The sequence below is a fragment of the Streptacidiphilus rugosus AM-16 genome (genome assembly GCF_000744655.1).
GTDB classification, from domain to species: domain Bacteria; phylum Actinomycetota; class Actinomycetes; order Streptomycetales; family Streptomycetaceae; genus Streptacidiphilus; species Streptacidiphilus rugosus.
The window spans coordinates 3,615,735-3,641,122 of the sequence record NZ_JQMJ01000004.1; the positions used below are offsets into that span (position 1 = coordinate 3,615,735).

Genomic DNA, 25,388 nt, shown 5'->3' on the forward strand with positions numbered 1-25,388 from the left:
CATCAGATTTTGAGGTCGGCGCCCGTCCGGAACCGGCCCGCGCCCCAGCCGTACCCCAGTGGGGTGTGCCGGGGTCCGTCTCAGGAGTTCAGGTAGGTCAGCACCGCCAGCACCCGCCGGTGGTCCTCCGGGCTCTGGGTCAGGCCCAGCTTGAGGAAGATGTTGCTCACGTGCTTCTCGACCGCGCCGTCGGAGACCACCAGCTGCCGCGCCACGGCCGTGTTGCTGCGGCCCTCGGCCATCAGCCCCAGCACCTCCCGCTCACGCGGGGTGAGCACCGCCAGCGTGTCGTGGCGGCGGCTGCGGCCCAGCAGCTGGGCGACGACCTCGGGGTCCAGCGCGGTGCCGCCCCCGGCCACCCGGGTGACCGCCTCGACGAACTCCCGCACCTCCGCGACGCGGTCCTTCAGCAGGTAGCCGACCCCGCGTGTCGTGCCCGCCAGCAGCTCGGAGGCGTAGCGCTCCTCCACGTACTGGGACAGCACCAGCGTACCGACCTCAGGGTGCCGCTCCCGCAGCTCGATGCAGGCCCGCACGCCCTCGTCGGTGTGGGTGGGGGGCATCCGCACGTCCGCGACCACCACGTCCGGCACGCCCGTCGCGCCGCCCGCGAGCTCGTCGACCAGCGCGACCAGGGCCTCGCCGTCGCCCACCGCGCCGACGACCTCCATCCCGCGGTCGGTGAGCAGCCGGGTCAGGCCGTCACGGAGCAGCACGGAATCCTCGGCGATCACGACGCGCAGGGCAGCAGACATGCTCCCGATCCTAGAAGAGCAACATCAACACGAATGCCGTAACCCGCGAACCGCCGGGGCCGGCGGCTACATCGTGCGCAGCGCCACCGCGTCGCACAGGCCCTCAAGGGCCGTCTTGGCCGGGCACTCCGGCAGCGGGCCGAGCAGCGCGCGGGCCTCCTCCGACCAGCGGAGGGTGGACTCGCGGGCCATCGCCAGCGCCGGGTGGGCGCGGAGCAGCGCCAGCGCCTCCGCGTGCAGCGCGTCGTCCTCCAGCGGGCCCGCCGTCAGCTCGCGCAGCCGCAGGTCGCCCGGGACGGACGGGTCGGGCTCGGAGGCGCGCAGCAGCAGCACCGGCAGCGTGGGGACGCCCTCGCGCAGGTCCGTGCCGGGCGTCTTGCCGGACTCGTGGCTGTCGCTGGCCACGTCGAGCACGTCGTCGGCCAGCTGGAAGGCGGTGCCGATGCGCTCGCCGAACTGGGTCAGTATCTCGACGACCGTCTCGTCCGCCCCGGCGAGCAGCGCGCCCAGGTGGCAGGAGACGGCGACCAGCGAGCTGGTCTTGCCGGAGAGGACCTCCAGGTAGTGCCGCACCGGGTCCTCGTCGGGGCCCGGGCCGACGGTCTCCAGGATCTGGCCGGTGACCAGCCGCTCGAAGGCCTCGGACTGCAGCCGGACCGCCTCCGGGCCCAGGTCCGCCAGGATCCTGGAGGCGCGGGAGAAGACGAAGTCGCCGGTCAGGATGGCGATGGAGTTGTCCCAGCGGGCGTTGGCGCTGACCGCGCCACGGCGCATCGCCGCCTCGTCCATCACGTCGTCGTGGTACAGCGTGGCCAGGTGGGTCAGCTCGACCACCACCGCGGCCGGGACCACGCCCGGCGCGCTGGCGTCGCCGAACTGCGCGGCCAGCAGCGCGAGCAGCGGGCGGAACCGCTTGCCGCCCGCGTACAGCAGGTGCTGTGCGCCCACTGTGATGAAGGGCACGTCGCTCTTGGTGGCCTCGACGAGTGCCTGTTCGACCGCGGCCATGCCCTCACGGACGTCGGTCTCCAGTGCCTGATCCTGCACGCTCAGCCCGAAGGGCCCCACGACGGTCACCGGGAACACTCCTGTCGCTGGTCGGGTGGCTGGCGAAGACAAACCATCAAAGGGCAGCGTATCCGGTCCGTAGTGGATCACGGAGCGCGCCCGGCCTCTGGGATGCGGAGAGCCGGGCGCGCTTTCGTGTTTCACCGGACGAACAGTGACGCCTGGTTCGCGAGGTGGAGGAACTCCTGCGGGAGCACGCCCAGCACGATGGTGACCACCGCGCCCAGCGCGATCGCCGTCCCGGTCATGACGCTCGGAACGGCCACGGTGGGACCGTCCGGGCGCGGGTCGGAGAAGAACATCAGCACGATGACCCTGATGTAGAAGAACGCCGCCACGGCCGAGGAGAGCACACCGACGATCACCAGCGGCGTCGCGCCGCTGCCCGCCGCGGCCTGGAAGACCGCGAACTTCCCGGTGAAGCCGGACGTCAGCGGGATGCCCGCGAAGGCCAGCAGGAAGAGCGCGAAGACCGCCGCCAGCAGCGGCGAGCGCCGCCCGAGTCCGGCCCAGCGGGACAGGTGGGTCGCCTCGCCGTCCGCGTCGCGCACCAGGGTGACCACGGCGAAGGCGCCGAGGGTCACGAAGGAGTAGGCGGCCAGGTAGAACAGCACCGCCGACAGGCCGTGTTGGTCCAGCGCGATCACACCGGTGAGGATGAACCCGGCGTGCGCCACGGACGAGTACGCCAGCAGCCGCTTCACGTCCGTCTGGGTCACCGCGATCACCGCGCCCGCGACCATGGTCAGGATCGCCACGCCCCACATCACCGGCCGCCAGTCCCAGACCAGGCCGGGGAAGGCGACGTAGAGCAGCCGCAGCAGCGCGCCGAAGGCGGCCACCTTGGTCGCGGCGGCCATGAAACCGGTGACCGGCGTCGGCGCGCCCTGGTAGACGTCGGGCGTCCACATGTGGAACGGCACCGCGCCGACCTTGAAGAGCAGGCCGACGCCCAGCATGGCCAGGCCGATCAGCAGCAGCGCGTCGTTGCCGGTGGTCTCGGCCAGCGCCGGGGTGATCGTCGCCTTGCCGGAGACCACGTCGGCGATCCCGCTCAGCTGCACGGTGCCCGCGTAGCCGTAGAGCAGCGCGAGACCGAACAGGAAGAAGGCCGAGGAGAACGCGCCGAGCAGGAAGTACTTGACCGCCGCCTCCTGCGAGAGCAGCCGGCGGCGGCGCGCCAGCGCGCACATCAGGTAGAGCGGGAGGGAGAAGACCTCCAGCGCCACGAACATCGTCAGCACGTCCGAGGCGGCCGGGAAGAGCAGCATCCCGCCCACCGCGAACATGGTCAGCGGGTAGATCTCGGTGGTCGCGAAGCCGGAGTTCGCCGCCCGCCGCTCCGCGTCGCTGCCCGGCACGGCGGCCGCCTGCGGCGCGAAGGAGTCCACCGGCGCGCCGGCGCCGGACCGCGGCTCCAGCCGCCGCTCGGCGAAGCCGAGCACCGCCACGACGGCGATCAGCGCGATCACGCCCTGGAGGAAGAGCGCCGGGCCGTCGACGGCCACCGCGCCCATCGCGGCCAGATGGGCCTTGGTGGTGGCGTAGCCGTCCAGGGCCAGGTAGAGGATCAGTCCGAAGGCCGCGAACAGGCCCACCAGCGCGATCCCGACCTGCGCCGCGTAGCGCCTGCCGCGCGGCACGAAGGCCTCGGCCAGCACGCCGACCAGGGCCGCGGCGAAGACCGCGAGCATCGGCGACAGCTGCAGGTACTCGATGTGCGGCGCGGGGATGGGCGGCACGGTCGCCGCCAGCGTCATGGCAGTCACTGCCCGCCTCCAGTTGAGCTGTCAGCCGTGTTGATGTGCGGTGCCGGGTCGGTCTGCCCCACCTGGGAGAGCGTGGTGTTCACCGACGGGTTGACGATGTCCGCGACCGGCTTCGGGTAGACGCCCAGCACGATCAGCAGCGCGATCAGCGGGGCGACGACGACGAGCTCACGCGCCTTCAGGTCGGACACGCCCTCGTTGCCGGGCTTGACCGGGCCGGTCATGGTGCGCTGGTAGAGCACCAGCACGTACAGCGCGGCCAGCACGATGCCCGCGGTCGCCACGATGCCGACCGCCGGGTAGCGCGAGAACGTCCCGACCAGCACCAGGAACTCGCTGACGAAGGGAGCCAGGCCCGGCAGCGACAGGGTCGCCAGGCCGCCGATCAGGAAGGTGCCCGCCAGCACCGGTGCGACCTTCTGCACGCCGCCGTAGTCGGCGATGAGCCGGCTGCCGCGCCGCGACATCAGGAAGCCCGCCACCAGCAGCAGCGCGGCCGTGGAGATGCCGTGGTTGACCATGTAGAGCGTCGCCCCGGACTGGCCCTGGCTGGTCATCGCGAAGATGCCCATGATGATGAAGCCGAAGTGCGAGATCGACGCGTAGGCGATCAGGCGCTTGATGTCCTTCTGCCCCACCGCCAGCAGCGCGCCGTAGATGATGCCGATGACCGCCAGCACCAGGATCGCCGGGGCGAAGGTCTTGCTCGCCTGCGGGAAGAGCTGCAGGCAGAAGCGGAGCATCGCGAAGGTGCCGACCTTGTCGACCACGGCCGTGATCAGCACCGCGACTCCGGCGGTGGACTCGCCCATCGCGTTCGGCAGCCAGGTGTGCAGCGGCCAGAGCGGCGCCTTCACCGCGAACGCGAACATGAAGCCGAGGAAGAGCGCGTTCTCGGCGACCGGCGAGAAGTGGAGCGAGCCGGACTGCAGCGCGTCCGTGATCCGCACCAGGTCGAAGGTGTGCGTGATCGTGTAGAGCCCGATCACCGCCGCCAGCATGACCAGGCCGCCGAGCAGGTTGTAGAGCAGGAACTTGACGGCCGCGTAGCTGCGCTGCCTGGCGTCCTCGCCCCTGGTCCGGTCGCCGAAGCCGCCGATGAGGAAGTACATCGGGATCAGCATGGCTTCGAAGAAGACGTAGAACAGGAAGACGTCGGTCGCCTCGAACGACAGCACCACCATCGCCTCGACCGCCAGGATCAGCGCGAAGAAGCCCTGGGTGCGGCGGTTCCGCTCGAAGGTGCCCGAGTCGTCGGCCACCGGGTCGGCGTCGTGCCAGGAGGCGAGCATCACGAAGGGCACCAGCAGCGCCGTCAGCAGGATCAGCACGACGGCGATGCCGTCGACGCCGACGCTGTAGCCGATGCCGAACTGGGAGATCCAGGCGTGGTACTCGGTCATCTGGAACCGGGCGCCGTGCGGGTTGTAGCGCCCCGCGACGACGGCGGCCAGCGCCAGCGTGGCGAGCGCGAAGGCCAGCGGGATGATCTTGTTCCGGTCCCGGCGCTTGGCGTCCGTCGCAGGCGGCAGCGCGGCCGTGAGGATCGCGCCCACCGCCGGAAGGGCTGTCGTGATCGTCAGAATGGGGAATGAACTCATGCGACGGCCCTCATCAGAAGCGTCGTGGCGACCAGTACCAGCGCCCCGCCGAACATCGACAGCGCGTAGGACCGGACATAACCGTTCTGCACCTTGCGCACCCGGCCGGAGGTGCCGCCGACCAGCGCCGCGATGCCGTTGACCAGGCCGTCCAGGCCCTTGGCCTCCAGGTAGACCAGGAAGCGGGTCAGGTGGGTGCCGCCGCCGACCAGGACGACGTGGTTGAAGTCGTCCTGCAGCAGGTCCTTCCTGGCGGCCCGGGTGAGCAGCGAGCCCAGCGGCGGTGTCGCCGGGACCGGGCGCCGCCCGTACATCAGCCAGGCGACGGTGACGCCGACGACCAGGACCACCATGGTGCAGATGGTCACCGTCGTGGTGCTCAGCGGCGAGTGGCCCTCGGAGACACCCGTCACCGGCGACAGCCAGTTGACGAAGTTGCCGTTCAGGTTGAACAGGAAGCCCGCCGCGACCGACCCGACGGCCAGCACGATCATCGGGATACCCATCACCAGCGGCGACTCGTGCGGGTGCGGCTCGTGCCCTTCGGCGTCCGGCTGCCAGCGCTTCTCTCCGAAGAAGGTCATCAGCATCACGCGGGTCATGTAGAACGCGGTGACCGCCGCGCCGACCAGTGTCGCCGTGCCGAGGATCCAGCCCTCGGTCCCGCCGTGGGCGAAGGCCGCCTCGATGATCTTGTCCTTGGAGAAGAAGCCGGACAGGCCGGGGAAGCCGATGATGGCCAGGTACCCGAGCCCGAAGGTCGCGAAGGTGAGCGGCATGTACCTCCGCAGTCCGCCGAACTTCCGCATGTCGACCTCGTCGTTCATGCCGTGCATGACCGAGCCGGCCCCGAGGAACAGCCCGGCCTTGAAGAAGCCGTGCGTCACCAGGTGCATGATCGCGAACACGTAGCCGATGGGACCGAGCCCGGCCGCCAGGACCATGTAGCCGATCTGCGACATGGTCGAACCGGCCAGCGCCTTCTTGATGTCGTCCTTGGCGCAACCGACGATCGCACCGAAGAGCAGCGTCACCGCGCCGACCACGACCGTGGCCAGCTGTGCCGTCGGCGCCAGGTTGAAGATCGCCGAGGAGCGGGTGATCAGGTAGACGCCCGCGGTCACCATCGTCGCCGCGTGGATCAGGGCCGAGACCGGGGTCGGGCCCTCCATCGCGTCGCCGAGCCAGGACTGCAGCGGCACCTGGGCCGACTTGCCGCAGGCCGCCAGCAGCAGCATCAGGCCGATGCCGGTCAGCGTCGCCTGGGTGGCCGCGCTCGCGTGGGCGAAGACGGGGGTGTAGGCGAAGGTGCCGAAGGTGGTGAACATCAGCATGATCGCGATCGAAAGGCCGACGTCGCCGACCCGGTTGACCAGGAAGGCCTTCTTCGCCGCCGTCGCCGCGCTGGGCTTGTGCTGCCAGAAGCCGATCAGCAGGTAGGACGCGAGACCCACGCCCTCCCAACCGACGTAGAGCAGCAGGTAGTTGTCGGCCAGTACCAGCAGCAGCATGGCGGCCAGGAACAGGTTCAGGTAGCCGAAGAACCGGCGCTTGCGCTCGTCGTGCTCCATGTACCCCATCGAGTACATGTGGATGAGCGAGCCGACGCCGGTGATCAGCAGGACGAAGGTCATCGACAGCTGGTCCAGCTGGAAGCCGACCTGCGCCTGGAAGCCGTCGACCGGGATCCAGGTGAACAGGTGGTCGGTGAGCACCCGTTGGTTGGTCGGGCCGACCGGCTTGCCGAGCATGTCGAAGAAGAGCGTGAGCCCCACGCCGAAGGAGGCGAAGGCGAGGGCGGTGCCGAGCCAGTGCCCGACGCCGTCCAGGCGGCGCCCGCCGCAGAGCAGCACGACTGCTCCGAGCAGCGGCGCCGCGACCAGTACGGGGATGAGATTGTCCACGGTCAGTCAGCCTCCGCCGCTACAGCTTCATGAGGTTGGTGTCGTCGACCGAGGCCGAGTGACGGGTGCGGAAGACACTCACGATGATGGCGAGACCGACGACCACCTCGGCCGCGGCGACCACCATGGTGAAGAAGGCGATGATCTGCCCGTCCAGGTTGCCGTGCAGCCGGGAGAAGGTGACCAGGGCCAGATTGCAGGCGTTGAGCATCAGCTCGACGCACATGAACAGCACGATGGCGTTGCGCCTGACCAGGACGCCGACGGCGCCGATGGTGAACAGCAGGGCTGCCAGGTAGAGGTAGTTGACGGGGTTCACTTGCTCTCCTCCACCTCGCGCTCGGCGGCCTCACTGCTCTCCGGCCGCTCGCCCTCGACGTGCGCGAGCTCTGCGCCCGCGCGCTGCTTGGGGGCCCTGCGGCCGAGCCAGCCGGCCGTGCCGGACTCCAGCTCGCCCATCCGCCGCAGCAGGTCGCCGCCGAGCTGACGCATCTGACCGCGCTGACGCAGCGTCGGGTTGACGCTGATCTCGGCCGGGGTGCCGTCCGGCAGCAGGCCGGGCGCGTCGACCGCGTTGTGGCGGGCGTACACGCCGGGCGCCGGCAGCGGCGTGACCTGCGTGCCCAGCCGGACCCGCTGCTCGGCCAGCTCGCGCTGGGTCTGCCGGACCTCGGTGGCCTCGCGGTGCGTCAGCACCATCGCGCCGACCGCGGCGGTGATCAGCAGCGCGCCGGTGACCTCGAACGCCCAGACGTACTGGGTGAAGATCAGCCGGGCCAGCCCCTGCACGTTGCCGCCGGCCGCCTCGTTGGCCTCGCCGACGCCGGTGAAGTGGCGCAGCTTGGCGTTGGCGATGCCCGCGATCAGCAGCGTGCCGAAGCCGAGACCGCCGACCACGGCGGCGACCCGCTGTCCCTTCAGCACCTCCTTGGCCGCGTCGGCCGAGGTGACCCCGACCAACATCACGACGAAGAGGAAGAGCATCATGATCGCGCCGGTGTACACCACGATCTGCACGATGCCCAGGAACACGGCCCCCTGGGCCATGTAGCAGATCGCCAGCGCGATCATCGTCCCGGCCAGGCAGAGCGCCGAGTGGACCGCCTTCTTGCAGAGCACCATGCCCAGCGCCCCGCCGACGGCGATCACCGCCAGCACCCAGAACTGGACGGCCTCCCCGGTGGAGGTCATGCCGTCACCTCATTCGCTTCAGGGCTCGCGTCCTGCTCGCCCTTGCTGTGCGCGACCTGCCGCACCGTGCCGGGGGCCGCCTCGGTGACGTGCCCCTGGTAGTAGTCCCGCTCGTCCATGCCGGGGAAGATCGAGTGCGGCGAGTCGACCATGCCCTCGGTCAGCCCGGCCAGCAGCTGCTCCTTGGTGAAGATCAGCGACTCGCGCGAACTGTCCGCCAGCTCGTACTCGTTGGTCATGGTCAGCGCACGCGTCGGGCAGGCCTCGATGCACAGACCGCAGAGGATGCAGCGGGCGTAGTTGATCTGGTAGACCCGCCCGTACCGCTCGCCCGGCGAGTAGCGCTCCTCGTCGGTGTTGTCCGCGCCCTCGACATAGATCGCGTCCGCCGGGCAGGCCCAGGCGCACAGCTCGCAGCCGACGCACTTCTCCAGCCCGTCCGGGTGGCGGTTGAGCTGGTGGCGGCCGTGGAAGCGGGGCGCGGTGGGCTTCTTGTACTCCGGGTACTGCTCGGTCAGCCGCTTCTTGAACATGGCCTTGAAGGTCACGCCGAAGCCTGCGGCGGGTCCCAGCATGTCAGGCACCGTCGTCTCCCTTCAGTGCAGCAACGGGGGCGCTGCTCTCCTGTGCGTTCTCCTGCCGGGAGCGTCGCCGCGGCACGGCCGGGAGCGTCTGGCCCGGCAACGGCGGCACGGGGAAGCCGCCCGCCATCGGGTCGAAGCCGCCGGACTCCGCGGCGACCGCCTGGCCCTTGTCCTTCTTCGGCCGCAGCATGTCGACCAGGATCGACAGCAGCAGCAGCGCGACCACCCCGCCGGCCACGTAGAGCACGACGTGGCCGAAGTTGTAGCCCTCGTTGCGCAGCGCCCGGACGGTGGCCACCAGGACCAGCCAGACCAGCGAGACCGGGATCAGCACCTTCCAGCCCAGCTTCATGAACTGGTCGTAGCGGAGCCTGGGCAGCGTGCCGCGCAGCCAGATGAAGACGAAGAGCAGCAGCTGGATCTTGACGATCAGCCAGAGCATGGGCCACCAGCCGTGGTTGGCCCCGGCCCAGAAGGCGGTGATCGGCCACGGGGCCCGCCAGCCGCCGAGGAACATCACGCTCGCGACGGCCGAGACCGTCACCATGTTGATGTACTCGGCGAGCATGAACATCGCGAACTTCAGCGAGGAGTACTCGGTGTTGAAGCCGCCGACCAGCTCGCCCTCGGCCTCGGGGAGGTCGAAGGGCGCACGGTTGGTCTCGCCGACCATCGACACCAGGTAGACCAGGAAGCTGACCGGCAGCAGGCAGGCGAACCAGGTGTGCTGCTGCGCGTCCACGATCGCCGAGGTCGACATCGACCCGGCGTAGAGGAAGACGCCCGCGAAGCTCAGACCCATCGCGATCTCATAGGAGACCATCTGCGCCGCCGAGCGCAGCCCGCCCAGCAGCGGGTAGGTCGAGCCGGAGGCCCAGCCCGCCAGCACGATGCCGTAGATCCCGATCGAGGCGGTGGCCAGGATGAACAGGATGCCGACCGGCAGGTCGGTCAGCTGCATCGTGGTCCGGGTGCCGAAGATGGAGATCTGGTGGTCGGCCGGGCCGAAGGGGATCACCGCGAAGGCCATGAAGGCCGGCATCGCGGAGAGCACCGGGGCCAGGATGAAGACCACCTTGTCGGCGCCGGTGACGACCAGGTCCTCCTTGAGGGCCAGCTTCACGCCGTCGGCGAGGCTCTGCAGCATGCCCCAGGGGCCGTGCCGGTTGGGGCCGATGCGCAGCTGCATCCAGGCGACGACCTTGCGCTCCCAGACGATGGCGATCAGCACCGTCAGGACCAGGAACGCGAAGCAGAACACCGCCTTGAGCAGGACCAGCCACCAGGGGTCGAGGCCGAAGAAGGAGAGGTCCTCGGCCGCGAGTTGCACCGAGTGAGACGTCATCGCTGCTCCTCCATGTCCAGCTGCTCCGCACTTTCGGACGTGGCGACGGCGGCCAGGCCCAGCCCCACGATCCGCCCGGGGACCGCGCCCAGGGCCCGCGCGGCGCTGCCGCCCGCGCCGCCGTCGGACGGGCTGCTGTTCAGCGGGATCCACACCACCCGGTCGGGCAGTTCAGGGGTGATCGCCAGCGGCAGCGTCACGCTGCCCGCCGGGCCGGTCAGGGTGAGCGGCGCGCCGTCGGCGACGCCGACCTCGGCCGCCGTGGCGGGCGAGAGCCTGGCGACCGCCGGGTGCCGGGTGCCGGCCAGGGCGGTGTCGCCCTGCTGCAGCACGCCGCCGTCCAGCAGCTGCCGCCAGCCGGCCAGCACCGCCTCGCCCGCGCTCGGGCGCGGCAGCGGACGGGCCAGCTCGATCGGCGCGTCCACCCGGTCGCCGCGCCAGAGCCCGAAGGCGTCCAGCTCGCCGCGGGCCGCGCCGACGTCCGGCAGGCCCAGGTGCCGGTCCATGGCGTCCGCCAGCATGTGCAGCACCCGCAGGTCCGCGTTGAGGTGGCGCTGCGTCATCTGGTCCGGCTTGAGCGCGGCCTCGAAGAGGCGGGCCCGACCCTCCCAGTCCAGGAAGGTGCCCGCCTTCTCGGCGACCGCCGCGACCGGCAGCACCACGTCGGCGCGCTCGGTCACCGCGCTCGGCCGGAGCTCCAGGCTGACCAGGAAGCCGACCCGGTCCAGCGCGGCCTCCGCCGCCACCGGGTCCGGCAGGTCCTCGGTCTCGACGCCGCCGACCAGCAGCACCTCCAGCTCGCCGCTGTCCGCCGCCGCGAGGATGCCCGCGGTGTCCCGGCCGAAGCCGGACGGCAGTTCGGCCAGGCCCCAGGCCGCCGCCGTCTGACGGCGCGCCTCCGGGTCCGTCGCCGGACGGCCGCCGGGCAGCAGCCCCGGCAGCGCGCCGACCTCGACGGCCCCGCGCTCACCCGCGCGGCGCGGGATCCAGGCCAGTCGCGCGCCGGTGATCCTGGCCAGCCGCAGCGCGGAGCTGTAACCGCCGGGCGTGCCCGCCAGCCGCTCGCCGACCAGCACGATCGCGCCGGGCTCACGCAGCCTGCGTGCCGCCTCGCCCGCCGCGCCGTCCAGCGGCTCGCCCTCGGCCAGCGCCTCCAGCCACTCGGCCTCGGTGCCGGGCGCGGCCGGGAGCAGCGTCCCGCCCATCTTGCCCAGACCCCGCGAGGCGTGGGTCGCGATGGAGAAGACCGCCGTGCCGTGCGTCCGCGCGGCCTTGCGCAGCCGCAGGAAGACGATCGGCGACTCGTCCTCGGGCTCGAAGCCTGCCAGCAGCACCGTCTTCGCCGACTCCAGCGCCGCGTAGTCCACGGCGCTCCGGTCGTGCGACCCGCCGACGCCCTGGCCGTCCAGGTCCACGCCACGCCCGGCGACGGCGGCGGCCAGGAACTCGGCCTCCTCCGCGCTGTGCACCCGGGCCCGGAAGTCGATGTCGTTGGTGCCCAGCGCCACCCGCGCGAACTTCGCGTAGGCGTAGGCGTCCTCGACCGTCGACCGGCCGCCGACCAGCACGCCGGCCCGGCGGCCCGCGAGCCCCTTGGCGGCTGCGGCCAGCGCCTCCGGCCAGGAGGCGGGCTCCAGTTCACCCGTGGTGGCGTTGCGCACCAGCGGCGTCCTCAGGCGGTCGGGCAACTGCGCGTAACGGAACGCGAAGCGGCCCTTGTCGCAGCTCCACTCCTCGTTCACCGCGGGGTCGTCCCCGGCCTGGCGGCGCATCACCTTGCCGCGCCGGTGGTCCGTCCTGGTGGCGCAGCCGCTCGCGCAGTGCTCGCAGACGCTGGGCGAGGAGACCAGGTCGAACGGCCGGGACCGGAACCGGTAGGCCGCCGAGGTCAGCGCGCCGACCGGGCAGATCTGGATGGTGTTGCCGGAGAAGTACGAGCGGAAGTCGTCGCCCGCGCCCGTCCCCACCTGCTGGAGCGCCCCACGCTCCACCAGGTCGATGAACGGGTCGCCGGCGATCTGCTCGCTGAAGCGGGTGCAGCGCGCGCACAGCACGCAGCGCTCGCGGTCGAGCAGCACCTGGGTGCTGATCGGCATCGGCTTCTCGTAGGTCCGCTTCACGCCCTCGAAGCGGCTGTCGGTCTGGCCGTGCGACAGCGCCTGGTTCTGCAGCGGGCACTCGCCGCCCTTGTCGCAGACCGGGCAGTCCAGCGGGTGGTTGATCAGCAGCAGCTCCATCACGCCGCGCTGCGCCTTCTCGGCGACCGGCGAGGTGATCTGGCTGTGGACCACCATGCCGTCGGCGCACTCCATCGTGCAGGAGGCGACCGGCTTGCGCTGGCCCTCCACCTCCACGATGCACTGCCGGCAGGCCCCGGCCGGGGCCAGCAGCGGGTGGTCGCAGAAACGCGGGATCTCCACGCCGACCTGCTCGGCGGCGCGGATCACCAGGGTGCCCTTGGGCACCTGGACCTCGACGCCGTCGATGGTGACGGTCAGCAGGTCGGTCGCCGCTTCCTTCTTCGCTGTGCTGTCCTTTTCGGGGACCGTCGCGGTCACGCCAGCACTCCGTTCTCACTCGCCGGGTCGAAGTCGCCGTGCGCTTCTCGGTCTGCGGGGTCGTCCTCCGCGCTGCGGTCCTCGGACAGCTGGTTGCGCCGCCCCCGGCCCGCGGCCCAGACGGTCGAGGCCGCCGGGTCGAAGGGGCAGCGGCGCTCGCGCAGGTGCTGCTCGTACTCGTCGCGGAAGTACTGCAGCGAGGAGAAGATCGGGCTGGCCGCGCCGTCGCCCAGCGCGCAGAAGGACTTGCCGTTGATGTTGTCGGCGATGTCGTTCAGCTTCTCCAGATCGCCCTCGACGCCCTGGCCCGCCTCGATCCGGCGCAGCAGTTGGACCAGCCAGTAGGTGCCCTCGCGACAGGGGGTGCACTTGCCGCAGGACTCGTGGGCGTAGAACTCGGTCCACCGGGTCACCGCCCGCACCACGCAGGTGGTCTCGTCGAAGACCTGCAGCGCCTTGGTGCCGAGCATCGAGCCCGCCGCGCCGACGCCCTCGTAGTCGAGCGGCACGTCGAGGTGCTCCTCGGTGAACATCGGCGTCGAGGAGCCGCCCGGCGTCCAGAACTTCAGCCGGTGCCCCTCGCGGACGCCGCCGGTGACCTCCAGCAGCTGGCGCAGCGTGATGCCCAGCGGCGCCTCGTACTGGCCGGGGTTGGTGACGTGGCCGGAGAGCGAGTACAGCGTGAAGCCGGGCGACTTCTCGCTGCCCATCGAGCGGAACCAGTCCTTGCCCCGGTGCAGGATCGCCGGGACGGACGCGATCGACTCGACGTTGTTCACCACCGTCGGGCAGGCGTACAGACCGGCGATGGCGGGGAACGGCGGCCGGAGCCTCGGCTGGCCACGCCGTCCCTCCAGCGAGTCGAGCAGCGCCGTCTCCTCGCCGCAGATGTAGGCGCCCGCTCCGGCGTGGACGGTGATGTCCAGGTCGAAGCCGCTGCCCAGCACGTTCTGCCCCAGGTATCCGGCGTCGTACGCCTCCTGGACCGCCGCGTGCAGCCGCCGCAGCACCGGCACGGTCTCGCCGCGCAGGTAGATGAACGCGTGGCTGCAGCGGATCGCCCAACTCGCGATGATCATGCCCTCGATCAGCGAATGCGGGTTGGCGAAGAGCAGCGGGATGTCCTTGCAGGTGCCCGGCTCGGACTCGTCCGCGTTGACCACCAGATAGTGCGGCTTGCCGTCGCCCTGCGGGATGAACTGCCACTTCATGCCGGTCGGGAAGCCCGCGCCGCCTCGGCCGCGCAGACCGGCGTCCTTCACCAGCGCGATGACGGCGTCCGGGTCCATCCGCAGCGCCTCGTGCAGGCCCTTGTAGCCGTCGTTGGCGCGGTAGGTGGCCAGCGTCCACGGCTTGTCCGCGTCCCAGGTCGCGGAGAGGACCGGGGAGAGCAGCTTCTCCGGGTGCGTCGCGGTCATGCCTCGTCCCCTTCCGTGCCGGTCCGGTCGGCCTCGGTGCCGCCCGCGTCGCCGGTGGGCTCCGCCTCCTCGTGGCGCGGCGCGACCACCCGGGTCGGCGCGGCGCCCGGCAGCGTCTCGCCGCGCGAGAGCCGCAGCCCCGCCAGGCTGGGCGCGCCGCCCGCACCGGACTCGTCCACCGCGCCGGGCCGCTCGTCGGGGAAGCCGGCCAGGATCCGCGCGGTCTCCTTGAAGCTGCACAGCCGCGCCCCGCGGGTGGGCCGTACCTCCTCGCCGGCGCGCAGCCGGTCGACCAGCTCGCGGGCGCTCTCGGGGGTCTGGTCGTCGAAGAACTCCCAGTTGACCATCACCACCGGCGCGTAGTCGCAGGCCGCGTTGCACTCGATGTGCTCCAGCGAGACCGAGCCGTCCTCGGTGGTCTCGTTGTTGCCGATGCCCAGGTGCTCCTGCAGCTCCGCGAAGATCTGGTCACCGCCCAGCACCGCGCAGAGCGTGTTGGTGCACACCCCGACGTGGTACTCGCCGGCCGGACGCCGCCGGTACATGGTGTAGAAGGTCGCCACCGCCGTCACCTCGGCCGTGGTCAGATCCAACTGCTCGGCGCAGTACCGGATCCCGGTCCGGCTGACGAAGCCCTCCTCCGCCTGCACCAGGTGCAGCAGCGGCAGCAGCGCGGAGCGCGACTGCGGGTAGCGGGCGATGACCGCCGCCGCGTCCGCGTCGAGCCGCTCGCGCACCTCCGCCGGGTAGGGCGCCGCCGGCAGCTCCGGCAGACCCAGCTGCACTTGCTCGGTCGCACTCACCGGTCCACGCCTCCCATCACCGGGTCGATGCCGGCCACGGCGACGATCACGTCGGCGACCTGCCCGCCCTCACACATCGCGGCCATCGTCTGCAGGTTGGTGAAACTCGGGTCGCGGAAGTGCACCCGGTACGGACGCGTGCCGCCGTCGGAGACGACGTGCACGCCGAGCTCGCCCTTGGGCGACTCCACCGCCGTGTAGGCCTGGCCCGGCGGGACGTGGAAGCCCTCGGTCACCAGCTTGAAGTGGTGGATCAGCGCCTCCATGGACTCGCCCATGATGGTGCGGATGTGGTCGAGCGAGTTGCCCATCCCGTCCGGTCCCAGCGCGAGCTGCGCGGGCCAGGCGATCTTCTTGTCCGCCACCATGACCGAGCCGCCGACGCCGGCGCCCGAGGAGCCCTTCAGCAGCTCCAGGCACTGGTCGACGATCCGCAGCGACTGCTCCATCTCGCGCAGCCGGATCAGGAAGCGCCCGTAGGAGTCGCAGGTGTCGGCGGTCTCGACCTCGAAGTCGAACTGCTCGTAGCCGCAGTACGGGTCGGACTTGCGCAGGTCGTGCGGCAGTCCGGTGGCCCGCAGGATCGGCCCGGTCGCGCCGAGCGCCATGCAGCCGGGCAGGTCCAGGTAGCCGACGTCGACCAGCCGGGCCTTGAAGACCGGGTTGTCCGTGGCGAGCTTGTCGTACTCGTGCATCCGCGAACGCAGCAGCTTCACGCCCTCGCGGATCTGGTCCAGCGCGCCGGGCGGCAGGTCCTGCGCCAGCCCGCCGGGGCGGACGTAGGCGTGGTTCATGCGCAGGCCGGTGACCAGCTCGAAGATGTCGAGGATGATCTCGCGGTCACGGAAACCGTAGATCATCAGCGTGGTGGAGCCGATCTCCATGCCGCCGGTGGCCAGGCAGACCAGGTGCGAGGAGATCCGGTTGAGCTCCATCATGAGCACCCGGATGACGCTGGCCCGCTCGGGCACGTCGGCGGTGATCCCGAGCAGCTTCTCGACGGCCAGACAGTAGGCGGTCTCGTTGAACAGCGGGGTCAGGTAGTCCATGCGGGTCACGAAGGTGGTGCCCTGGACCCAGTTCCTGAACTCCATGTTCTTCTCGATGCCGGTGTGCAGGTAGCCGATGCCGCAGCGGGCCTCGGTCACCGTCTCGCCGTCGATCTCCAGGATCAGCCGTAGCACGCCGTGCGTGGACGGGTGCTGCGGGCCCATGTTGACGATGATCCGCTCGTCGTCCGCCTTCGCGGCGGCGCTCACGATCTCGTCCCAGTCGCCGCCGGTGACGGTGTAGACGCGTCCCTCGGTCGTGTCGCGGCCCGGCGCCTCGGCCTGGCGCGGGGCGTGCGGGGCCCCGGGGGCGTGGGGGGCAGACTGAGTACTCATCAGTTGTACGACCTCCGCTGGTCGGGAGCCGGGATCTGCGCGCCCTTGTACTCGACGGGGATGCCGCCGAGCGGGTAGTCCTTGCGCTGCGGGTGGCCCAGCCAGTCGTCCGGCATCATGATCCGCGTCAGCGCCGGGTGCTCGTCGAAGACGATGCCGAAGAAGTCGTAGGTCTCACGCTCGTGCCAGTCGTTGGTCGGGTAGACCGCGACCGTGGACGGGATGTGCGGGTCCGCGTCCGGCGCGGAGCACTCCACCCGGATCAGCCGGCCGTGGGTGATCGACCGCAGCTGGTAGACCGCGTGCAGCTCGCGCCCGGCGTCGCCCGGGTAGTGCACGCCGCTGACGCCCGCGCAGAGCTCGAAGCGCAGCGCCGGATCGTCGCGCAGCGTGCGCAGCGCCTGCACCAGGTGTTCGCGCCGCACGTGGAAGGTGATCTCGCCGCGGTCGACGACGGTCTTCTCGATCGCCGCGTCCGGGCTCACCCCCTGCTCCTCCAGCGCGCCCTCGAACTCGTCCGCCACCTCGTCGAAGTAGGCGCCGTAGGGCCGGCCGCTCGCCGCGGGCATCACGATCGGCCGGACCAGCCGCCCGTAGCCGGAGGTGTCGCCGCTCGTCCCGCTGGAGTCGCCGCCGAACATGCCGTGCCGGACGCCGATGACCTCCAGCTCGGTCCGCCCCTCGCGCGGCACGGGCACGCCGCTCTCCGCAGCCTCTCCGGCTCCGGCGTTCTGCTCGCTCATCGCAGCAGCCCCTTCATCTCGATCGTGGGGACCGCCTGCAGCGCCTGCTTCTCCGCCTCCGCCTCGGCGCGGCGCTTGTTGACGCCGAGCTTCTCGGTGCGGATCTGCTCATGGAGCTTGAGGATCGCGTCCATCAGCATCTCCGGACGCGGCGGACAGCCGGGCAGGTAGATGTCGACCGGGATGATGTGGTCGACGCCCTGGACGATCGCGTAGTTGTTGAACATCCCGCCGGAGGAGGCGCAGACGCCCATGGAGATGACCCACTTCGGGTTCGCCATCTGGTCGTAGACCTGCCGTACGACGGGCGCCATCTTCTGGCTCACCCGGCCGGCGACGATCATCAGGTCGGCCTGCCGCGGCGATCCGCGGAAGACCTCCATGCCGAAGCGCGCCAGGTCGTAGCGGCCGGCGCCGGTGGTCATCATCTCGATGGCGCAGCAGGCGAGCCCGAAGGTCGCCGGGAAGAGCGAGCTCTTCCGCACCCATCCTGCGGCCTGCTCGACCGTGGTGAGCAGGAAGCCGCTGGGCAGCTTCTCCTCGATACCCATCCGTCGTTCCTCTTCTCAGCCTCGGTGTTGTCCGTACGGTGCGGTGATCCGCTCGGTCAGTCCCACTCGAGCCCCCCGCGCCGCCAGACGTACGCGTAGGCGACGAACACCGTGGCGATGAACAGCACCATCTCGACCAGGCCGAAGATCCCCAGCGCGTCGAAGGTCACGGCCCACGGGTAGAGGAAGACGATCTCGATGTCGAAGACGATGAAGAGCATCGCCGTCAGGTAGTACTTGATCGGGAACCGGCCGCCGCCGGCCGGCTGCGGCGTGGGCTCGATGCCGCACTCATAGGCGTCGAGCTTGGCCCGGTTGTAGCGCTTGGGACCGGTGAGCGCGGCCATCGCCACCGAACCGACCGCGAACGCAGCCGCGATGGCGCCAAGTACCAGAATCGGCGCATAAGCGTTCATGCCGAACGACCTCTCCAGGCGTCAGTCCGAGCCGACGTCCCTGTCGGTGACTGCGGTCCGTGCTTCGCGGGCTCTTATGACTGTGATCCCCACATGTGAGGCAGTTCACAAGCCCCTGAGACGGCTGCATCCTATGCCTCTTCGCATGTGATCTGCGACACGCGGTCACAGACCAAGATTGTGATCTACGCCACCTGACGAATGATCATGAAGCAATGAGAGTGCAAAATCGGACACATTGCGTGTGCCTGCGTTCACAAGCAGTGGGGATGCTGTGCATTGACGCAGCTCGGAGGCCCTGCACCTAGCATCGGCCGTGGATCCAAGGCAAGTTTTGATCCTGGGGCAACCACGTGTTAGTGAATCCCGACTCGCCAGGGTGACGCCCCCGCCGGAACTTGACCCCACACAGCAGCGCGCCGCCGGGAGGAACCCGACGGCGCGCTGAAATCGCTGGAGATCGCTGGAGATCTGGTGGGAACAGGCGGCCTACGGCACGCCGAGGTTGAAGATCGCGTAGCCGCCGTACCAGCCCGACAGCGCGCCCAGGATCAGCAGCAGCGCAACCGCCTGGCCGCGGCTCATCCGCCGCAGGGCCAGCGCCAGCGGGATGGCGAGCGGGAAGAGCGGCATGACGAAGCGGTTGATGGTGCCGAACATCTGCTGGCTGAGAATGATCATTGCCAGGGTGCCCAGCGTGTACACCACCAGCACCGCCGGCGGTCGCAGCCGCAACAGCAGCAACACCAGGATCGGCAGGCTCATCAGTACCGCCAGCCCCACCAAGTCCTCGGTCGGGTAGGGGAAGAGGTAGTCGTAGCGGCCGAGCAGCAGCCCCTGGATCGACTTGAAGGCGTTCGCGCCCCAGTCGAAGGAGTGCGCCCAGGCCTTCTCCTGCAGCGTGAAGTAGCCGCGGAAGTCGTGCAGCTGGAAGCCCAGCCAGGTCAGGTAGCCGACCAGGCCCAGTGGCGCCGCAAAGAAGGCGAAGACGGGACCGCGCTGCGCCCGCCAGCTGTCCCGGTCCGGTCCCCCGTCCAGGCCCCCGCTGCCCACGACCCCCTCACGCCGCCACAGCGCCAGCAGGGCGGCCAGGCAGACGCCGGCGATCAGGGTCACCGCCGAAGGCCGGGTCAGGCCGGTGGCGAGGGTCAGCAGCCCCGCCGCGAACCAGCGCCGGGAGACCACCGCGTAGCAGGCCCAGGCGGCGAACGCGGTGAAGAGCGCCTCCGAGTAGACCGACCACTGCACGGACGCGGCGGGGAAGACCGCCCACAGCCCGGCGGCCAGCACGCCCGCCCGCCGGCTCCCGGTGACCTTCTCGGTCAACGCGAAGATCCCGGCGGCCGCCACGAACGAGGCGACCACGGAGACCAGCATCCCGGCCCCGTAGAGCCCGAGCCCGGTGACCTCGCTGACCAGCCTTATCAGCCCCGGATACAGCGGGAAGAAGGCGACGGAGTTCTGCTCCATCGTGAACGGCCCGAGCGGCGCCATCGGCGTCAGCGCCGGGTGGTAACCGCGCGCGGCGACGTCCAGGTACCACCAGCCGTCCCACGACCCCAGCACGTCCCAGGGCTTCGCGCCGCCGCCGTAGCGGGGCGTGTTGGTCCGGTACGTGCCCGAGTAGGCGAGCAGCCGCAGGAAGACCAGCAGGCCGATCAGCTTCACCGTGCCGTACAGCGCCAGCGGCGCACCGAAGCGCCTGCCGAGGCGCTCCCCCGAGGCACGCAGCCTTCCGGCCCTGCTCCCTCCTGGCGGCGGCTCCTCGATCAGTTCCTGCGTGTCGGCGGCGTCTGTTGTCACGGACCGATACTCATGCCTTGGGGGCGACCTTGGCCAGTCCGTTGATGATCCGGTCCATGGCGTCACCGCCCTGCGGGTCGGTGAGGTTCGCCAGCAGCTTCAGCACGAACTTCATCAGCACCGGGTGCGTGAGCCCGTGCTGGGCGGCCATCCGCATCACCAGCGGGTTGCCGATCGCCTTCACGAAGCCGCGGCCGAGCGAGTAGTAGCCGCCGTAGACGTCCTTGAGGATCCGCGGGTACGCCTCCAGCGCACGCTCGCGAGCCTGGTCCGTGGTCCGGGCCAGCGCCTGGACGATGACGCCCGCCGCGATCTGCCCGGACTCCATCGCGTACGCGATGCCCTCCCCGTTGAACGGGTTGACCATCCCACCCGCGTCGCCGACCAGCAGGAAGCCCCGGCTGTAGTGCGGCTGCCGGTTGAAGGCCATCGGGAGCGCCGCGCCGCGGATCGGCTCGGTCATGTTCTCCGGCGTGTAGCCCCACTCCTCGGGCATGCCGGCGCACCAGACCTTGAGCAGCTCGCGGTAGTCGATGTCCTTGAACGACTTGGTGGTGTTCAGCAGGCCCAGGCCGACGTTGCTGGTGCCGTCGCCCATGCCGAAGATCCAGCCGTAGCCGGGCAGCAGCTTGTCCTGCCCGTCCCGCCGGTCCCAGAGCTCCAGCCAGGACTCCAGGTAGTCGTCGTCCGCGCGCGGCGAGGTGAAGTACGTCCGGTACGCGACGCCCATCGGGCGGTCCTCGCGCCGGTGCAGTCCGAGGGCGAGCGAGAGCCGGGTCGAGTTGCCGTCCGCCGCGACGACCAGCGGGGCGCGGAACTCCACGAGCCGCTTCTCCTCGCCCTCGCCGAGCTTCGCGGTCACACCGACGACCCGGCCGGTCCGCTCGTCCAGCAGCGGTCCGGTGACGTTGCAGCCCTCGTGCAGCTTGGCGCCGACCTTCTCCGCCTGGCGCGCCAGCATCTCGTCGAAGTCGGCGCGCTTGCGCACCAGCCCGTAGTCGGGGAACGCGGCCAGCTCCGGCCAGTCCAGCTCCAGCCGCACGCCGCCGCCGATGATGCGCAGGCCCTTGTTGTGCAGCCAGCCGTTCTCCTCGGACACGTCGATGCCCATGTCGACCAGCTGCTTCACGGCGCGCGGGGTCAGACCGTCGCCGCAGACCTTCTCGCGCGGGAAGGCGGACTTCTCCAGCAGCAGCACCTCCAACCCGGACCGGGCCAGGTGGTACGCGGTCGCCGACCCGGCCGGACCGGCGCCGACGACGATGGCGTCGGCGTACGCCTCCACGGCGGGGGTGCTCGCAGCGCTCTCCACGGCGGGGGTCTCGCTCAACCTGGGCTCCTGGGTCGTCGGGGTGCGCACGGGGTGCTTGGCTGGATGCTGGGCTGGATGCTGGGCTGTCCTGCTGGCGAGTCTAGTGAGCGGTCGGCGCCGTACCCCGGTGCAGGGAGACGATTCCGCCGGTCAGATTGCGCCAGGCGACCGACTCCCAGCCGGCCTGCTGCAGCCGGGCGGCGAGTGCGGGCTGGTCCGGCCAGGCCCGGATGGAGTCGGCCAGGTACACGTACGCGTCCGGGTTGCTGCTCACCGCGGTGGCCACCGGCGGCAGCGCGCGCATCAGGTACTCGCTGTAGACGGTGCGCAGCGGCGCCCAGGTGGGGTGGCTGAACTCGCAGATCACCACGCGCCCGCCCGGCTTCGTCACGCGCAGCATCTCGCGCAGCGCGGCGTCCGTGTCCTGCACGTTGCGCAGCCCGAAGGAGATGGTGACGGCGTCGAAGACGTCGTCGGCGAAGGGCAGCCGGGTCGCGTCGCCCGCCGTCAGCGGGAGTTCGGGGTGACGCCGCTTGCCCTCGCGCAGCATCCCGAGCGAGAAGTCGCACGGCACGACCCGCGCGCCGGCCTCGGCGAACGGAAGCGAGGACGTCGCCGTCCCGGCGGCCAGGTCCAGCACCCGCTGCCCCGGCCGGGCGTCCACGGCCCGCGCGACGGCACGCCGCCACAGGCGGGCCTGGCCGAGCGAGAGAACGTCGTTGGTGAGGTCGTACTTCGCCGCGACGTCGTCGAACATCGAGGCGACCTCGTGCGGCTGCTTGTCCAGGGAGGCTCGGGTCACGCGGTCATTCTCCTCTGCTTCTCCACTGCGCTCGGCAGCGCCCCCTCGGCGTGCTGCCGCTTTTCTGCTGCCCGGGTGTGCGTTCGCGTCATGCGCGGCGGTGCACGAGACGGCCCCCGAGGACTGTGGCCAGGCACACGCCGTCCGCGCCCACGGCCGCATCCGGGTCCTCCGAGGACATCGGGAAGACGGCGAAGTCCGCCCGCGCGCCCACGGTGAGCGGGGCGGGGGACCCGAAGGGCAGCCCGACCCGTGCCGCCGCCGGTCCGAGCGCCGGATCGTCGTCCAGCGCGTCGGCGGCCAGCGCGGTCACCCCGCGCAGCAGCAGTGCGTGCACCCGCTCGCGCGGGCTGGGCGCGGCCGGCAGTGCGCCCTCCCACCGGAGCCCCGCCCGCAGCTCCCCCGGCCATTCGCGCACACGCGCGCCGGGGTAGGCCGCGCGCAGCGCGCTGACGTCCGCGTCACCGGACGCCACGGCGACGATCCGGTCCCGCTCGACGGCGACAGCGGTGGACGTGCCCGTACCGGCGCCGGTGTGAATGGTGAGCATCGAGGGGTCAGTTGGTCGGGCTGAGCAGCTTCAGCTCCGGGTGCGCCGTGCCCCCCTCGATCGCCGTCGAGGCGATGTGCGAGAAGACGTGGTCATCCACCGGGTCATGGGCCGGGTCGTCGTGGACGACCAGGTGCTCGTAGGTGGTCGCCCGCTGCGCGGGGACGCGGCCGGCGGCGCGGATCAGGTTGATCAGCTCCATCCGGTTCGAGCGGTGCTTCGCGCCCGCCGAGGAGACGACGTTCTCCTCCAGCATGACCGAGCCCAGGTCGTCCGCGCCGTAGTGCAGCGACAGCTGCCCCATCTCCTTGCCGACGGTCAGCCAGGAGCCCTGGATGTGGGCGACGTTGTCGAGGAAGAGACGCGCCACCGCGATCAGCCGCAGGTACTCGAAGAGCGTCGCCTGCGTCCGGCCCTTCAGGTGGTTGTTCTCTGGCTGGTAGGTGTACGGGATGAAGGCACGGAAGCCGCCCGTGCGGTCCTGCACGTCGCGGATCATCCGCAGGTGCTCGATCCGCTCGGCGTTGGTCTCGCCCGTGCCCATCAGCATGGTGGAGGTCGACTCGACGCCCAGGTTGTGCGCCAGCTCCATGATCTCCAGCCAGCGCTCGCCCGACTCCTTGAGCGGGGCGATCACCTTGCGCGGCCGCTCCGGCAGCAGCTCCGCCCCCGCACCGGCGAAGGAGTCGAGCCCGGCGGCGTGGATCCGGCGGATCGCCTCCTCGGCGCTGACGCCGGAGATCCGCGACATGTGCTCGACCTCGGACGCGCCGAGGGAGTGGATCACTAGCTGCGGGAAGTCCTTCTTGATCGCCGAGAAGGCGCGCTCGTAGTACTCGACCCCGTAGTCCGGGTGGTGCCCGCCCTGGAACATGATCTGGGTGCCGCCGAGCTCGACCGTCTCCGCGCAGCGGCGCAGGATCTCGTCGAGGTCGCGCGACCAGCCCTTCTCGGTGTCCTTGGGCGCCGCGTAAAAGGCGCAGAACTTGCACGCCGTCACGCAGACGTTCGTGTAGTTGATGTTCCGCTCGATGATGTACGTCGCGATGTGCTCGGTCCCGGCGTAACGGCGACGGCGCGCCGCGTCGGCGGCAGCGCCGAGCGCGTGCAGCGGCGCGTGCCGGTACAGCTCCAGCGCCTCCTCGGCGCTGATGCGTCCCCCGGCGGCGGCGCGGTCGAGGACGGCCTGGAGGGACTCGGTTTCTGCGGCGGGCGTAGTCACCTCGTCAGCCTACGCCAGGGCCCTTCCGCTCCCGGGGCTGACCCGGCCCGGCCCGCCGTGGCGGGTCGGAGCGGGTCCAGGGTGGCCAGGAGGTCAGGGTGGACGGTGGCCAGTCAGGCCAGTGCGGTCCGGGCGGTCCGGGCGGGTCGGCGAGCGCTCAGGTCCCGAGGAGGCGGATCTCGTCGGTGGCGAGACCGATGCGCGACGCGAACTCACGCATGCCGGCCAACTGGCGTTCGCCGAAGCTGAAGTCCAGCGCCTCCGAGTAGTAGCGGTGCAGCGTGGCGGCGTCGAACGCCTCCCAGCGGGCGGTCTGCTCGCAGACCTTGTCGATCTCCTCCATGGAGAGGTCGCGCGAGGCCAGGAAGGCACGGTGCACCTCGGCCACGGTCTCCGGCTCCCGGGCGAGGAAGTCACGGCGGGCCGCGAAGGGAGCGAAGACGAACGGCAGTCCGGTCCAGTCCTTCCACATCGCGCCCAGGTCGTAGACGTTGAGGCCGAGACGGGGCGCCTCGTGCAGCGAGGCGCGCAGCGCGGCGTCGCCGATCAGGACGGCGGCGTCGGCCTCCTGCATCATCGCCCCGAGGTCGGGCGGACAGGTGTAGTACTCCGGCGTCACGCCGAAGCGCTCCGCAAGCAGCAGCTGGGCCAGCCGGACGGAGGTCCGGCTCGTCGAGCCGAGTGCGACCCGACGGCCGTCCAGCTCGGCGAGCGGAAGCTCGCTGATGATCACGCAGGACATCACCGCACCGTCGCTGCCGACGGCGATGTCGGGGAGAAGTGTCAGCTGGTCGGCGTGGCGCAGGTACTCGACGCAGGAGATCGGCCCGATGTCGAGCCGACCGGCGACGAGCGCGTCGTTGAGAGCGTCCGGATTGTCCTTGGTCAGGTCCAGATCGATGAGGCTGCCCGTCCGGGCCAGCCCCCAGTACAGCGGGAGGCAGTTCAGGAACTGGATGTGTCCCACGCGCGGCCGCTGCTGGCGCTCTTGCAGGTGCGGGTCTTGCCTGTGCGGGTGTTGCCCGTCGTGTTGGGTGTCCACCCGAAGAACAGTAGACCCGCCTGACGATCATCCCTGGCCGGGGGCGGGGCTGCGTGCTAGGGTTTCTGCAGTTGCAGTTTGATTTCCCATGCAGTACTGAAGCCTGCGGAGCACATGTGACCGCGGGCTTCTGTGGTTTTCAGAGCTTTGTCACAGAAGTACCTGGAAGGCACGGCGGGGTGATCAGCGCAGCGGACCGGATGCCACGCAGTGTGGCGTCCATTTCGTCCCTCGCAAGGAGAACGGTATGGCGACCGGAACCGTCAAGTGGTTCAACGCCGAGAAGGGCTTCGGCTTCATCGCCCAGGACGGCGGCGGCCCCGATGTCTTCGTCCACTACTCCGCCATCAACTCGAGCGGCTTCCGCTCGCTGGAGGAGAACCAGACCGTGGAGTTCGACGTCACCCAGGGCCCGAAGGGCCCGCAGGCGGAGAACGTCACCCCGCTGTAGGTCTGACTTCCAACTGAGTCACCAGTAGTCCACGCAGTACCCAAGAGGGCCTGCCCCGGCACACCGCCGGGGCGAGGCCCTCTGCCTTTTGCGCGGCCGCCTTTGCCGACGTCTG

The 25,388-nt window shown here is 70.6% G+C and carries 22 protein-coding genes and 1 pseudogene; 1 reads left to right on the forward strand and 22 read right to left on the reverse strand.

Going from position 1 to position 25,388, the window contains the following annotated elements; translation table 11 throughout:
- Positions 1-80: 80 nt before the first annotated feature.
- From BS83_RS25385 to BS83_RS25490, 22 genes and pseudogenes are all read right to left on the reverse strand, one after another.
- Positions 81-755 (reverse strand): LuxR C-terminal-related transcriptional regulator, encoded by a 675-nt coding sequence (locus BS83_RS25385; RefSeq protein WP_037605871.1) that lies wholly within the window; start codon positions 753-755, stop codon positions 81-83.
- A gap of 66 nt (positions 756-821) precedes the next feature.
- A complete protein-coding gene (locus BS83_RS25390; RefSeq protein ID WP_037605872.1) occupies positions 822-1,832 on the reverse strand; it encodes a polyprenyl synthetase family protein in 1,011 nt (336 codons plus the stop codon).
- A gap of 131 nt (positions 1,833-1,963) precedes the next feature.
- The gene (gene nuoN / locus BS83_RS25395; protein ID WP_051943907.1) at positions 1,964-3,583 is read right to left on the reverse strand and encodes an NADH-quinone oxidoreductase subunit NuoN; all 1,620 of its coding nucleotides are present in this window, start codon (positions 3,581-3,583) and stop codon (positions 1,964-1,966) included.
- A gap of 5 nt (positions 3,584-3,588) precedes the next feature.
- Positions 3,589-5,193, reverse strand: a complete 1,605-nt coding sequence (locus BS83_RS25400; protein ID WP_037605874.1) for an NADH-quinone oxidoreductase subunit M — start codon at positions 5,191-5,193, stop codon at positions 3,589-3,591.
- Positions 5,190-7,097 (reverse strand): NADH-quinone oxidoreductase subunit L, encoded by a 1,908-nt coding sequence (nuoL, locus tag BS83_RS25405; RefSeq protein WP_037605875.1) that lies wholly within the window; start codon positions 7,095-7,097, stop codon positions 5,190-5,192. The genes BS83_RS25400 and nuoL overlap by 4 nt, the downstream gene beginning before the upstream one ends.
- 19 nt (positions 7,098-7,116) lie before the next feature.
- Positions 7,117-7,416 (reverse strand): NADH-quinone oxidoreductase subunit NuoK, encoded by a 300-nt coding sequence (gene nuoK / locus BS83_RS25410; RefSeq protein WP_037605876.1) that lies wholly within the window; start codon positions 7,414-7,416, stop codon positions 7,117-7,119.
- On the reverse strand, positions 7,413-8,288 hold the full coding sequence (locus BS83_RS25415; RefSeq protein ID WP_037605877.1) for an NADH-quinone oxidoreductase subunit J: 876 nt from the start codon (positions 8,286-8,288) through the stop codon (positions 7,413-7,415). Before BS83_RS25415 ends, nuoK begins: the two co-directional genes overlap by 4 nt.
- The gene (gene nuoI / locus BS83_RS25420; RefSeq protein WP_037605878.1) at positions 8,285-8,863 is read right to left on the reverse strand and encodes an NADH-quinone oxidoreductase subunit NuoI; all 579 of its coding nucleotides are present in this window, start codon (positions 8,861-8,863) and stop codon (positions 8,285-8,287) included. The genes BS83_RS25415 and nuoI overlap by 4 nt, the downstream gene beginning before the upstream one ends.
- Before the next feature lies 1 nt (position 8,864).
- Positions 8,865-10,217, reverse strand: a complete 1,353-nt coding sequence (gene nuoH, locus BS83_RS25425; RefSeq protein WP_051943909.1) for an NADH-quinone oxidoreductase subunit NuoH — start codon at positions 10,215-10,217, stop codon at positions 8,865-8,867.
- Positions 10,214-12,775, reverse strand: a complete 2,562-nt coding sequence (locus BS83_RS25430) for an NADH-quinone oxidoreductase subunit G (RefSeq protein ID WP_051943911.1) — start codon at positions 12,773-12,775, stop codon at positions 10,214-10,216. Before BS83_RS25430 ends, nuoH begins: the two co-directional genes overlap by 4 nt.
- 113 nt (positions 12,776-12,888) lie before the next feature.
- Positions 12,889-14,193 (reverse strand): annotated as a pseudogene (gene nuoF, locus BS83_RS25435) (NADH-quinone oxidoreductase subunit NuoF); the annotation flags it as partial.
- On the reverse strand, positions 14,190-14,996 hold the full coding sequence (gene nuoE, locus BS83_RS25440) for an NADH-quinone oxidoreductase subunit NuoE (protein WP_037609829.1): 807 nt from the start codon (positions 14,994-14,996) through the stop codon (positions 14,190-14,192). The gene nuoE and the pseudogene nuoF, both read right to left, overlap by 4 nt.
- The gene (locus BS83_RS25445) at positions 14,993-16,381 is read right to left on the reverse strand and encodes an NADH-quinone oxidoreductase subunit D (protein ID WP_037605879.1); all 1,389 of its coding nucleotides are present in this window, start codon (positions 16,379-16,381) and stop codon (positions 14,993-14,995) included. Before BS83_RS25445 ends, nuoE begins: the two co-directional genes overlap by 4 nt.
- Positions 16,381-17,124 carry an NADH-quinone oxidoreductase subunit C gene (locus BS83_RS25450; protein ID WP_037605880.1) on the reverse strand — a complete coding sequence of 248 codons (744 nt, stop codon included), beginning with the start codon at positions 17,122-17,124 and terminating at the stop codon, positions 16,381-16,383. The genes BS83_RS25445 and BS83_RS25450 overlap by 1 nt, the downstream gene beginning before the upstream one ends.
- The gene (locus tag BS83_RS25455) at positions 17,121-17,675 is read right to left on the reverse strand and encodes a NuoB/complex I 20 kDa subunit family protein (RefSeq protein WP_037605881.1); all 555 of its coding nucleotides are present in this window, start codon (positions 17,673-17,675) and stop codon (positions 17,121-17,123) included. Before BS83_RS25455 ends, BS83_RS25450 begins: the two co-directional genes overlap by 4 nt.
- A 56-nt stretch (positions 17,676-17,731) precedes the next feature.
- The gene (locus tag BS83_RS25460; RefSeq protein ID WP_037605882.1) at positions 17,732-18,091 is read right to left on the reverse strand and encodes an NADH-quinone oxidoreductase subunit A; all 360 of its coding nucleotides are present in this window, start codon (positions 18,089-18,091) and stop codon (positions 17,732-17,734) included.
- Positions 18,092-18,580: 489 nt separating this feature from the next.
- Complete coding sequence (locus BS83_RS25465) at positions 18,581-19,894, reverse strand: hypothetical protein (RefSeq protein ID WP_157597312.1); 1,314 nt, start codon at positions 19,892-19,894, stop codon at positions 18,581-18,583.
- A 10-nt stretch (positions 19,895-19,904) separates the two neighbouring features.
- Entirely contained in the window at positions 19,905-21,224 is a 1,320-nt protein-coding gene (locus BS83_RS25470; RefSeq protein ID WP_037605883.1) for a geranylgeranyl reductase family protein, read from the reverse strand.
- Positions 21,225-21,306: 82 nt separating this feature from the next.
- Positions 21,307-22,008 (reverse strand): demethylmenaquinone methyltransferase, encoded by a 702-nt coding sequence (locus BS83_RS25475; protein WP_037605884.1) that lies wholly within the window; start codon positions 22,006-22,008, stop codon positions 21,307-21,309.
- An 88-nt stretch (positions 22,009-22,096) separates the two neighbouring features.
- Positions 22,097-22,558 (reverse strand): hypothetical protein, encoded by a 462-nt coding sequence (locus BS83_RS25480; RefSeq protein ID WP_051942803.1) that lies wholly within the window; start codon positions 22,556-22,558, stop codon positions 22,097-22,099.
- 7 nt (positions 22,559-22,565) lie between these two features.
- Complete coding sequence (gene mqnC / locus BS83_RS25485; protein ID WP_037602392.1) at positions 22,566-23,780, reverse strand: cyclic dehypoxanthinyl futalosine synthase; 1,215 nt, start codon at positions 23,778-23,780, stop codon at positions 22,566-22,568.
- A 157-nt stretch (positions 23,781-23,937) separates the two neighbouring features.
- A complete protein-coding gene (locus tag BS83_RS25490; RefSeq protein WP_037603286.1) occupies positions 23,938-24,774 on the reverse strand; it encodes a menaquinone biosynthetic enzyme MqnA/MqnD family protein in 837 nt (278 codons plus the stop codon).
- A 295-nt stretch (positions 24,775-25,069) separates the two neighbouring features.
- On the opposite strand from BS83_RS25490, the gene BS83_RS25495 reads away from it, so the two are divergent.
- Complete coding sequence (locus BS83_RS25495; protein ID WP_037602390.1) at positions 25,070-25,273, forward strand: cold-shock protein; 204 nt, start codon at positions 25,070-25,072, stop codon at positions 25,271-25,273.
- The last annotated feature ends 115 nt before the right edge of the window (positions 25,274-25,388 follow it).